This is a genomic window from Deferribacter abyssi, assembly GCF_049472655.1.
Taxonomy (GTDB): domain Bacteria; phylum Chrysiogenota; class Deferribacteres; order Deferribacterales; family Deferribacteraceae; genus Deferribacter; species Deferribacter abyssi.
Map to the genome: position 1 here is coordinate 19,272 of NZ_JAQNCS010000021.1, position 11,367 is coordinate 30,638.

10 protein-coding genes are annotated in these 11,367 nt (G+C 29.1%); all 10 read left to right on the plus strand.

The genetic code is table 11. The annotated features are described in order from the left end of the window. Positions 1–9 precede the first annotated feature (9 nt). The 10 genes from OWK30_RS10505 to OWK30_RS10550 are packed head-to-tail and all read left to right on the plus strand — an operon-like array spanning position 10 to position 11,221. The gene (locus OWK30_RS10505; protein ID WP_423326282.1) at positions 10–1,233 is read left to right on the plus strand and encodes a response regulator; all 1,224 of its coding nucleotides are present in this window, start codon (positions 10–12) and stop codon (positions 1,231–1,233) included. Positions 1,234–1,248: 15 nt separating this feature from the next. Continuing rightward, on the plus strand, positions 1,249–1,608 hold the full coding sequence (locus tag OWK30_RS10510; protein ID WP_423326284.1) for a response regulator transcription factor: 360 nt from the start codon (positions 1,249–1,251) through the stop codon (positions 1,606–1,608). Then, on the plus strand, positions 1,605–2,072 hold the full coding sequence (locus tag OWK30_RS10515) for a chemotaxis protein CheW (protein WP_423326286.1): 468 nt from the start codon (positions 1,605–1,607) through the stop codon (positions 2,070–2,072). Before OWK30_RS10510 ends, OWK30_RS10515 begins: the two co-directional genes overlap by 4 nt. 12 nt (positions 2,073–2,084) lie before the next feature. Beyond that, on the plus strand, positions 2,085–4,235 hold the full coding sequence (locus OWK30_RS10520) for a methyl-accepting chemotaxis protein (RefSeq protein WP_423326288.1): 2,151 nt from the start codon (positions 2,085–2,087) through the stop codon (positions 4,233–4,235). Position 4,236: 1 nt separating this feature from the next. Next, on the plus strand, positions 4,237–6,555 hold the full coding sequence (locus tag OWK30_RS10525) for a hybrid sensor histidine kinase/response regulator (RefSeq protein WP_423326290.1): 2,319 nt from the start codon (positions 4,237–4,239) through the stop codon (positions 6,553–6,555). Then, a complete protein-coding gene (locus tag OWK30_RS10530) occupies positions 6,536–6,913 on the plus strand; it encodes a chemotaxis protein CheW (protein ID WP_423326292.1) in 378 nt (125 codons plus the stop codon). Before OWK30_RS10525 ends, OWK30_RS10530 begins: the two co-directional genes overlap by 20 nt. Further along, complete coding sequence (locus OWK30_RS10535) at positions 6,888–8,312, plus strand: response regulator (protein ID WP_423326294.1); 1,425 nt, start codon at positions 6,888–6,890, stop codon at positions 8,310–8,312. Before OWK30_RS10530 ends, OWK30_RS10535 begins: the two co-directional genes overlap by 26 nt. A 2-nt stretch (positions 8,313–8,314) precedes the next feature. Continuing rightward, on the plus strand, positions 8,315–9,361 hold the full coding sequence (gene purM / locus OWK30_RS10540; RefSeq protein WP_423326296.1) for a phosphoribosylformylglycinamidine cyclo-ligase: 1,047 nt from the start codon (positions 8,315–8,317) through the stop codon (positions 9,359–9,361). Beyond that, the gene (gene purN / locus OWK30_RS10545) at positions 9,358–9,969 is read left to right on the plus strand and encodes a phosphoribosylglycinamide formyltransferase (protein WP_423326298.1); all 612 of its coding nucleotides are present in this window, start codon (positions 9,358–9,360) and stop codon (positions 9,967–9,969) included. Before purM ends, purN begins: the two co-directional genes overlap by 4 nt. A 58-nt stretch (positions 9,970–10,027) precedes the next feature. Continuing rightward, positions 10,028–11,221, plus strand: a complete 1,194-nt coding sequence (locus tag OWK30_RS10550; RefSeq protein WP_423326300.1) for a M16 family metallopeptidase — start codon at positions 10,028–10,030, stop codon at positions 11,219–11,221. Positions 11,222–11,367 lie beyond the last annotated feature (146 nt).

Here is an 11,367-nt window from a genome sequence, read left to right on the forward strand (position 1 = left end):
GAGGTTAAAATGACCAAAATACTTGCAATAGATGATAGTCCTACAATGCACCGTCTTTTCAAAATGATTTTTACTGAAGAAAATGGGTATCAACTAAAATCAGCATATAACGGTGAAGAAGGATTAGAAATTCTCAAAATTTTTGACCCAGACATCATACTTCTTGATTTTATTATGCCAAAACTAAACGGCTTTCAATTCACAAAGCTTATTAGAAATGAAATGAATAAAAATACACCTATATTATTGATTACAAGTAAAGCAGAGGATATAGGAACAAGGTTTCAGGATAGATTTAGTAACATAGATTTCATTGCTAAACCTTTCCAAACTGATGATTTATTAAATAAAGTGGAAGAAATGTTAAAAAATAAAACAGAAAATGTATTAGAAAAAACTAGTAACAATATCCACTCAGAAAACTATGAATTACTACATAAAGAATCTTCTAACTCTTCAATCTCGGATAACAAGCTTCATGATAATGTATTAGATAAAATTGTAAAACAAGTTGAAGAAAGTATATTGCCATCTTTAAGAGCTCTTATTGAAAAAACATTAAAGTTTGAAACAGGATATATGATCAGTGACATTAAAGGAGCCGAAATCAATATAGAGAAGCTACAAGAGTTAATTAACAAATTTGAAGGTGCTCTTACTTTCTTCAATCATGAAGAAGATATTCATTTTTTTATTCAACATGGATCCATAGTTCACGCATGGATCGGGGATAATCGATTACAGAATGTTTACGAGTTATTTCAAGACATTTGTAATGTTTGCCTGATGGAAGTTGAAACACTATCAGAGCTTTATGATCAACTAAGAAGTTTAAAGTATAATGACAATTATATTCAAAAATACTATGAAACATATCTCCTCTCTATAATAGAACAAATTCTTGATGGAGAATTTAGATATTACCTTGATGAAATAAATATACCAGAAGCATACTACTCAAGATTTAAATATGATGTTTCCAACCTAATCTCCGCATATCAAGAATTTATAGAAGAAAAATCAGAAATAAATAAAATCATTTTTGATGACAGTTTAAGACCCAAAAAAGTAATCACAGATATTTCATCACTAAGCAGGTTTGAAAGAAAAATTTATGAGCTTTGTGATGGGAAGAAAACTGTTGGGAAGATTGTGAAATATTTTGGTAATAATAAACAAATTGCCAAAAACACAATAGGTACATTGATCTTAACTGGTTTTTTGGAGATTTAAAACATGGAGGTAAAAGTGAAAAAAATCTTGATTGCTGAAGACAGCGCCACAGAAAGAGAAATCATGAAAAAAGCATTAGAAGCTGAAGGTTTTATTGTAGTACCTGTTGAAGATGGGAATAAAGCAATTGAAGAAGTAAAAAAGAACAACTATGATCTAGTAATATTAGATGTCATAATGCCAGGTAAAAATGGATACCAAGTATGCCGAGAAATCAAGAAAGATGAACTCATAAAAGATATCCCTGTTATTATCGTCACATCCAAAGGGCAAGAAAGTGATAAATTTTGGGGTAAAAAACAAGGTGCTGATGAATATATAGTAAAACCTTTTAATATTGATGAATTTATAAAAACTGTGAAGAGGTTTTTGTGATCAAGGAACTCCTTGATAAAAAACTCAAAAAAGATACCACAGCAGAACAAATTGAAAAAGAAACATTCCTTGAATGTAAGGTAGGAAACTTTATATTTTATGTCAAACTAAATGATGTTTTTATAATATTAGATTTTAAACCACTCGTGGAAATTCCTGGTGCCCCAACACATCTTCTTGGGTTAGTTTATTATCAGGGAGAAGTAATCCCTATAATAGATTTAAAAACCTATCTTAATCAAACATCTGTTCAAAAAACAGTTGATACAAGATATGTAATAGTAAAATCAAAAAATGAACTATTAGGTATCTTTGTTGATAAATCTACTAAAATAATATCTGTACCAAAATCTTCCATAGAATCTATTGATGATGAGCTTTTTAGCTTGAAATGTAATCATTTAGAAACTGAAATAAAGGTTTTAGATGTATTAAAATGTTACAATGTATTTAAAATTGATTAGCAGGAGTGGACTATGAGACTTAGTCTGAATGTCAAACTTTTCATTTTAATCCTTTTTCTTATCTTTATTACAGGTTTTATTTCATCCTTTTTTATTTACAAAAATTCTACAAATTTGATTTTATCTCAGGTAGAAAAAGAGCTCTCTGGTAAAGTTAATAATGTTCGTGTTATTTTAAATCAAATAAACGAAGATATTATCTCCACCATATCTGTTACATCTAAACTACAAGAACTAAAAGATGCCTTTAAAAATAAAGAGGGGAAGAAAAAATTAAATAATGTTTTTAATGACCTTCTATCTAGAAAAGAAATTGGTTATATTAAAGGTTTTTTTGTCATTGATAATAATTACAATTATATAAACAAAAAATTCTTATTTAAAAATGAAATTCCAGATATTGATGAGTTTATATATTTTGAAGACTTAGAAGAAAATAAAATCTACTTTGAACCTTTACTCACCTTGGATTTTCCATACTTTGTTTACTACACAGGAATTTTTGAAAACGGTAAAGTAATCGGAGCTCTCGGTGCAGTAATAGATGCAAATTTTATATTAGCATCTATAAATAAATCATTCACTGTCAGTGACACTCATAATGCTGAATCATCATGTCAAAGCTGTCATACAGGTACAAAAAATCTCCTAAATTATGGTTTTGTTGTCTCTTTGGATGATGATGGTAATGTCCTCTTAAACACCCTTGTGCAAGATACTCTTATAATCGCTCCTGATAAATTTTTTGCAAACATTGTCAAAAAAGAAAAAAATAACCTTTTCAAGAAAGCATCTATCAATAAAGAAATTTCCTTTCAAAATAATAATTTCGTCGGATCTATTGGTAGGGTAAAGCTTAACAAATTTGGGATTATAGTAGGATTTTTCAAAAATAAAGAATATATATTAAAACAAGTTGAAAAAGGTAGACAAGAATCGATTCTTTATACTATAGGTTTTGCTGGTTTAGTGTTTATTTTAACCTTTATCCTTTTTAAAATGCTTTTCTCTCCACTATTCAAAATAAACGAAACAATGCGTAAAATACAAAAAGGTGATTATGATGTTAGAGTTAATATTAAGCGTAATGATGAATTAGGTGATATTGCAAATACTTTAAACGAAATGCTAGATGAGCTGAAAAATTATCTTCAAACAGAAGAAGACAGAAACAGATTGCAAAGACAGGCAATTCATTTGATGGACATTGTTTCAAATGCTGCCGATGGTGATTTGACTGTTCAGGCTGAAGTTACGGCTGATGAATTAGGAGCAGTAGCAGATGCTTTCAACCTTATGACAGAAAGTATCAAAGAATTGATCGCTGAGATTAAAAAAGCTGGTGACTCAATTGTTGTGTCCACAGAAGAGCTTTTAAAGTCCTCAGAAAAAACAACATCAGGAGCACGTATTCAAATTGAAGAACTAGAGAAAGTTGTTCAAAAGCTTGAAGAGTTTAAAAACAGAATGTACGATGTTGTAGATAACGCTAATAAAACCTTAGAAATAGTTCTACAGGCAAATAAAAGTGCAAAAACCGGTAGTATCTTGCTTCAAGAAACCATCGATGCTATGAGTGATGTAAGAAGATATTCTCAACTTGCCAGTAAAAAAGTTAAATCTCTAGGTGAAAAATCAATGGAAATTAACGAAATTACACGAGTAATCAGCGAAATCTCCAACCAAACAAACCTTCTAGCATTAAATGCAGCTATTGAAGCAGCTAGAGCAGGTGAATATGGACATGGATTTGCCGTAGTTGCTGATGAAATCAGAAAATTAGCAGAAAGAACCAATGAAGCTACAGAAGAGATTAATAATTTGATTAAAACTGTTCAGTCAGAAACAACTGATACTGTAAAACTTGTTGAAGAAAGTTCTTCTAAAATTGAATTCAGTTCCAAAAAAACCGAAGAAGCAGGTGATGCATTAATAGAAATCAATGTAAGTCTTGAAAAGGTTAGTGACGCAGTTAACAATATGACACAAAGTATTTCATCCCAAGCGGAAGAAACCAATGAAGTAATAGAAGTAACAGAAAAAGTAAAAGAAATTGCGGCAACTACTGCTCAAGATGTTCAAAAAACCAACAGAATCATAGCTACATTGTCACAACTCGCCGAAATGTTAAATGAGGCAGTAAACAAGTTTAAAGTAGAATAAAATGGCAAATATTAACAAACAAGAGCTGGTAGATTTTTTTCTAATGGAATCTGGTGAACATTTTGATACCATTTTTAATGGTATCAATATCCTTCTTTCAGATCCTGACAATTGGTCTATTATAGAAGAAATATTTAGAAGCACTCATACCTTAAAAGGCTCCTCTGCCATGGTTGAATTTTATAACTTTTCGAAAATTACACATTCTTTAGAAAATTTACTGGAAGGTATTAAAGGTGGAAAAATAAAACGTAATAAAAACATTTTCTTGTTTCTACTAGAACTATTTCACAAATTGGATGAATATTTAAAAAATAACAAAAAAGATATAGATGAAAATCTTAAAAAAGAATATTTAAATAAAATTAAACCATACTTGAAATACAATGAAACAATATCTGAAAAAACACTACCCATATTAAAAAAAGCTCCCAAATCGTTGAAAAATATAATAGATCAAGAATTCCCTATTAGAACTCCAGATTCTATCGATACGTACATTCGTATAAACGTTGCAAAAATTAATTTTCTAATAAATCTTGTTGGAGAATTAATAGTCGCAAGAAACAGACATAGCGAATCTTTAAAAGATATTCTTACACTCACTAAAGAGCTTGAGTACTCAAAACAACGATTAAATAAAATACTTGATGAATTCAAAGAAAAATATATGTATTCAACGCAGCAAGAAAATGAAAACGATAGTAAAAGTAATATATTATTGTCTGATTTCTTTGAAGGAGAATTTGATAAATATACTGATATTAATATATTAGCAAGACAGTTGCTTGAAGTTGGTAATGACATTACTAATCTGATATCAGAACTTTTTCAAAAATTATCTCAATTTCAAACTGATATTCAATATATAAATAGAGTTACTGACTCCATCGAAAAAAATCTAACAAAAATAAAATTAATTCCTGTAAAAACATTGTTCAATACAGCTATGAGAACAGCAACAATTACCGCAAATAATGAAGGTAAAAATATTAATATAATCGTTTCTGGTGAACAAATTGAAATTGATAAATCTATTCTTGATATGATAAGTGATGCTTTTTTACACTTAGTAAGAAATTCTGTTTCACATGGTATTGAAACAAAAAGAGAAAGAAAAGAAAAAGGTAAAACTTCATATGGAAATTTATACTTAAGAGCTTATAGATCCGGAACCTCAATAATTTTTGAAATAGAAGACGACGGAAGAGGAATTGATATAAACATAATTAAAGATAAAGCTGTAGCATTAGGACTATTACAAGAATATGAAGCAAATAATCTAAGGATGGATGATCTCTTACAATTAATTTTCACTCCAGGATTTTCTACAGCAGAATCTATAACTGATATTTCCGGTAGAGGGATCGGTCTTGATGTCGTAAAGCGCATAGTTGAAAATCTTGGTGGATCAGTATCTGTTTATACAGAAAAAGATAAATTTACCAAATTCGTCCTTGTTATACCTATAACTCAATTTATTGCTGAATATTTGATAGTCAAAGAAGATAAGCACATCTTTGCATTACCCCTACAATCTGTATATGAAATCATCCCTTTAGAAGTCAATAAAATAAAAAAAATCGGCGAGCATTTCTTTTACAACCTTAGAAATGAAGTTTATGAAATAGTGGATTTAATGGTAGCTTTGGGAGTTAAGAAAAAAAATGAATTTAGAGAAAATTCATTTGGAATACTTGTAGATGGACCACAAAAAAAATATATAATTCAAATAGAATCCATTTTAGGAAGAGAAACCACTATTACAAAAAAATTTAAGCCTTTTTTAGTAAAAATAAATAAATTCTTAGGTACATCTGTTAGCTCAAAAGGTGACGTAAGACTAATATTAGACACTGTTCGCCTATTTTCAACAAAAATGAAAGTAAGGGAATTTATTAAAATAGATAAACCAAAAAATGAAAAAACTATCACATATAACTCAAACGGGATATTAATTGTTGATGATTCAATTTCAGTAAGAAAGTACCTTTCTGACATTTTAGTTAAAAACGGTTTTAAAGTAGTTCAGGCAAAAGACGGATTAAATGCATTAGAAATCCTAGAAACAAGTAGATTCCCTTATATCATTACAGACCTAGAAATGCCAAATATCAATGGGTATGAGTTAATCAATAAAATAAGAAATTTTTTACAAGACAATGAAGTAAAAATATTTGTTGTTACTTCTAGAGCTACAGAAAAACACAAAGATAAAGCTATAGAATTAGGTGCAAATGGTTTTATTATTAAACCATTCACAGAGGATTCAATACTAAAAGCTATTAAAGGTAAAGATCATGAAAGCATTAATGTTTGAGTGTAAAAAAATTGGTTTTTTGCTTGATATAAATAACTTACTACATGTGTCTGATATTAATGAAATACAAGGTGAAAAAGAAAGAGAAATATTAATTTTTAATTTCAGCAAATTTTTAGATGGAGATACTAATCCTAAATATGTAATTTTTTTAACTGACAAAAAAAGATATATTGGAGTGTTAGCAGACAAGATTTATGATATAATTAGTTATAATGAATTTAAACCTTTCGAAAAAAATAATTTTGATGTAAAATTTATAAAAGGGGTTGTGGAATACAATAATAAATTATTATATTTACTTAATGCTGAAAATTTAATAGAGGTTGCTTATGAAGAAAAAAATAATGCTCATTGACGATAGTGTTACTATTCACAGAGTTATTGATCTTTCTTTGGATGATGAATCGTATGAAGTTGCAAAAGCATTTTCTTCGGATGAAGCAAAACAAAAACTACAAACTTTTTCTCCAGATGTTATATTAATCGATAATAAGCTACCTGATATAAAAATTGATGAGTTTGTAAGAGAATTAAAAACATCTTTTCCTGATACCAAAATTGTTTTACTTGTGGGTGCTTTTGATAACTTTCAACAAAATGATTTAGAACGGATAGGTGCTGATTCTTATTTATTAAAACCGTTCAATTCCAACGCATTAGAAGAAGTAATAGAAAAATTCTCAATTAAACAAAATACAGTATCTACAGAAGAATCTCAGCAGAAATCTGAAAGAGAAGAAGACATAGAAGAACTTCTTTCAACCGTAACTTCCGAAGAACCTAAAGAAGAAATTGAACAGTTCGATGACATCTTAAAAGAGCTAGATTCTGAAAAAGAAAACGAAGAAAAAAGCACAACAGAAACTGACAAAGAAGAAAGCATAGAAGATATTTTTAAAGATCTTGAAAAAGAAATAAACGATGATGAAGACTTAGAAAAAAAAGAAGCAAGTATCGAAGATGTTTTTTCAGACCTAGATGTAGCTGAGTCTTCTGTTTCTGAAGAAATACCCAAAGAGGAAATAGATGATGAAGAAGCTAACTTTTTACCAGAAAATAGTGAATCATTAGAAGAAAAAGAAGCCGATGAGGAAATAGATGAAGAAAAAGTTGATGAACTATTTCAAGAACTTGAAGAAGAACTAGCTTCAACAGAGCCACAAGCAGAACAACAGATATCAGAAGAAATTATAGAACAGTTAGAAACCAAACAACCTGAAAATGCTGAAGATTCGACCATTATAGAGGAAGGTCCCCTAAAAAAAGATGAAGAAAAATCACCTCAAATAGACGAAAGAATTGAAAATATCCTTGAAAAAGAGTTGCACACTTCCGAAGAAGCATCTACTTTGAGCGAAATCAAAGAACATATTGAACCATCACTCGAAGAAATAACATCTGATGCTAACGAAAAAAATGAGTCAGTTATACTTAAAAAAGAAGCTCAGGAAGAAGCAGTAACAGAAATAACCGAAAAAATATATCCACAGTTTGATACTGAATCTTTAATTAAAACAATAGAAAACTCATTTATTAATTTAAAAACTGAACTTTTAGAAGATGTTAAAACTCAAATTTCCAACGAAATTATTAAATCAGCATTATCCGAAATAATAAATGAAGAGTTTATAAAAGAAACTATTAAAGAAGTTTTATCAAAAACGATAGAAAAAGCTGTTTGGGAAATTGTACCAGAACTTGCTGAAAAATTGATTATAGAAGAAATAGAAAAACTTAAAAAGGGTGAAATCTAATAATGGATAAATTCAATTATAAAGAAAGTGGCGTAAATATTGATGAAGGAAATCTGTTTGTAAGAAAAATTAAAAACATTGTTAAAACAACTTATAATAAACATGTCCCTGAATCTATTGGTGGGTTTGCTGGATTTTTTGATATATCTTTTGCCAAACATTATAAAAAACCTATATTAGTCTCAAGCACAGATGGTGTTGGCACTAAGTTAAAAGTAGCTATAATGGCAGAAAAGTACGACACAATTGGTATTGATCTTGTAGCCATGTGTATCAATGACGTAATCGTAACAGGGGCAAAACCCCTGTTTTTTTTGGACTATTTAGCCACAGGGAAGTTAGATTCTAGCAAAATGTCTGATATTGTAAAAGGTATTGCAGAAGGTTGTAAAGAGGCAAACACCGCATTAATTGGTGGAGAAACAGCTGAAATGCCTGGAATGTATGACCAAAATGAATTTGATCTTGCAGGTTTTTGTGTTGGAATTGTAGATGCAGAAAATATTATTGATGGAAAAAATATATCTGAAAACGATGTGATAATTGGATTAAAATCAAATGGATATCATAGTAATGGTTATTCGCTTTTAAGAAAGATATACTTTGAGTATTTAAATCTTAAAATAGATGATAAAATAGATGATGAACAAACTGTAGCAGATATCCTACTGAAGCCAACAAAAATATACTATCGGGAAATAAAAAAGATTTTGAATGAAAATATTAAAGTAAAAGGAATGGCTCATATTACAGGTGGGGGATTTTATGAAAACATCCCAAGAATACTTCCTGACACATATTCGGTAAAGCTTTATAGTGAAAAAATACCTGAACTTTTTGATTTTACTTTTATCAAACAAAATACGAATATTGAAAAAAGAGAACTTTATAGAGTATTTAATATGGGTATAGGTTTAGTTTTGATTATCGCTGACGAAGAAAAAGAACGGTTACTGAATATTTTAAATAAAGATGAAACAATAGGATACGAAATCGGTCTTGTAGTAAAAGGTAATAAAACAGTAGAAATTTCTGGAGTAGATTTTTGAAGAATATAGCTATTTTGCTGTCTGGAAGAGGAAGTAATTTCAAAGCTATATACAATTCTATTGAAACAAAAATAATCAATAATGCTAGAATTTCTGTAGTAATAAGCAATAAAGGTGACGCTTTAGGATTAAAATTTGCCCAAGAAAAAGGGCTAAATGCTTTTTTTATTAATCCGAAAGAATTCTGTTCAGCACAAGAGTATGATAAAAAAATAGTTAAAATATTAAATGATTATAAAATCGATCTTGTTTGCCTTGCTGGTTTCATGAGAATTATCACACCTTACTTTGTTAAAAGTTTTAAAAACAGCATAATGAATATTCATCCTTCATTACTCCCAAGTTTTCCTGGTTTAAATGCTCAAAAACAGGCTTTAGAATATGGAGTCAGATTTTCTGGATGTACAGTTCATTTTGTAGATGAAAAAGTCGATCACGGTCCTATAATTTCACAGGCTGTTGTCCCTGTATTGCCAAATGATACTGTAGAAACACTTTCAGAAAGAATCCTTAAAGAAGAACATAAAATTTATCCTGAAGCTGTAAAACTTTTTGTAGAAGATAAACTTAAAATTGTTGGGAGAAAGGTCATTGTTAAAAAAAGTTAATACCATAATTTTATTAATTATTTTTACAGCCTCACTTTCTATAGCTGGAGGGAAAATTGTGACATTAAAGAATGGTGCTGTATTGATAGCAAATAAAAGAGACTATAACCCCACTTTTAGCCTTGTTATTATGATAAGAGGTGGAATTTTTAGAGAAAATCATAAAAATAACGGCATTGGAAACCTTGCATTGAATAGTTGGGAAAAAAGTAGCAAAATTCTAAAAGTTGTAGAAGATTTAGGTGGTACTTTTAACACATCAAATCTTTCAGATTTTTCTGAAATATCCTTATCTATACCATCAAAATATCTAGATGATATATTACCATTATTACAAGAATTCTTAACTAAAATTAATATAGATGAAACTATTTTTGAAAATGAAAAAAGAATTACTTTGATAAAACTTAAAGCCATTCAAGATAGACCTGATGAGCTTGCTATAAAATCTTTTATGAAAGCTACTTATGGTAACTTTCCTTATTCCATGGATACTTTAGGTGAAATAGAAACTGTAAAAAAGCTAACCATTAATGATGCTTCAAACTATTTAAAAAGTCTTTTACAAGCTAAAAATATGGTAGTCTCAATTGCTGGCTTTTACTCTGAAAAACAAAAAAATACATTAATTGATATTATTTCTCAACTGCCCAAGGGAGAAAAATTTCAAATAAATTGTGAAAATAGTAATATTAAAAAAGATTACATGGAAGAAGAAACTCATCCAAATATTAAGCAAGCAAAACTTTTCATGGGCTTCACTGCTCCTGATGCTACAAATGAAGATTATGTCCCTGTAAAAATTCTATCAGAAGTTTTGGGTGGAGGAATGAGCTCAATATACTTTAATATTTTACGTAAAGATAAAGGATATGCCTACTCTGTAGGCTCTTTTTATCCATCTAAACTTTGTAACTCACGATTTGTAAATTATATTGGGCTTGATTATAAAAATGTAAAGGATGCACTTGCCACTTTTGACGAAATAGGGAAAAATGCCGAAAAATACATAAATGATGAAAAAGTTGACAAAGCTAAAAACTATCTTACAGGAAGAATCTTAATGGAAGCTCAAACTAATTATAAAAATGCCTGGTATGCTGCATTTTTTGAAACACTTGGGCTTGGAGGATATTTTTTCAACAACTACATTGCATTAATAGAAAAAACCTCTACTGAAGAAGTAATTAAAGCTGCAAAAAAATATCTTTTAGGACACAAAACAGTTTTTATACTAAAAAACAAAAATTAACCTTATAACATTAAATTCATAAAGAAAAGCGTCACCCTAAACGTTAACAAAGCAACCTTAGTCTATCATCATTTATAGTTTGGGCATACATCAGTAAAACATTTTTACATTATAATCGATTCTCACTGAAAAAGTGACAATTAATT

Coding starts and splice junctions, on each gene's coding strand:
- OWK30_RS10530 (WP_423326292.1), top strand. CDS start 6,536: ATGAAAGCATTAATGTTTGAGTGTAAAAAAATTGGTTTTTTGCTTGAT.
- OWK30_RS10520 (WP_423326288.1), top strand. CDS start 2,085: ATGAGACTTAGTCTGAATGTCAAACTTTTCATTTTAATCCTTTTTCTT.
- OWK30_RS10535 (WP_423326294.1), top strand. CDS start 6,888: ATGAAGAAAAAAATAATGCTCATTGACGATAGTGTTACTATTCACAGA.
- OWK30_RS10525 (WP_423326290.1), top strand. CDS start 4,237: ATGGCAAATATTAACAAACAAGAGCTGGTAGATTTTTTTCTAATGGAA.
- OWK30_RS10505 (WP_423326282.1), top strand. CDS start 10: ATGACCAAAATACTTGCAATAGATGATAGTCCTACAATGCACCGTCTT.
- purM (WP_423326296.1), top strand. CDS start 8,315: ATGGATAAATTCAATTATAAAGAAAGTGGCGTAAATATTGATGAAGGA.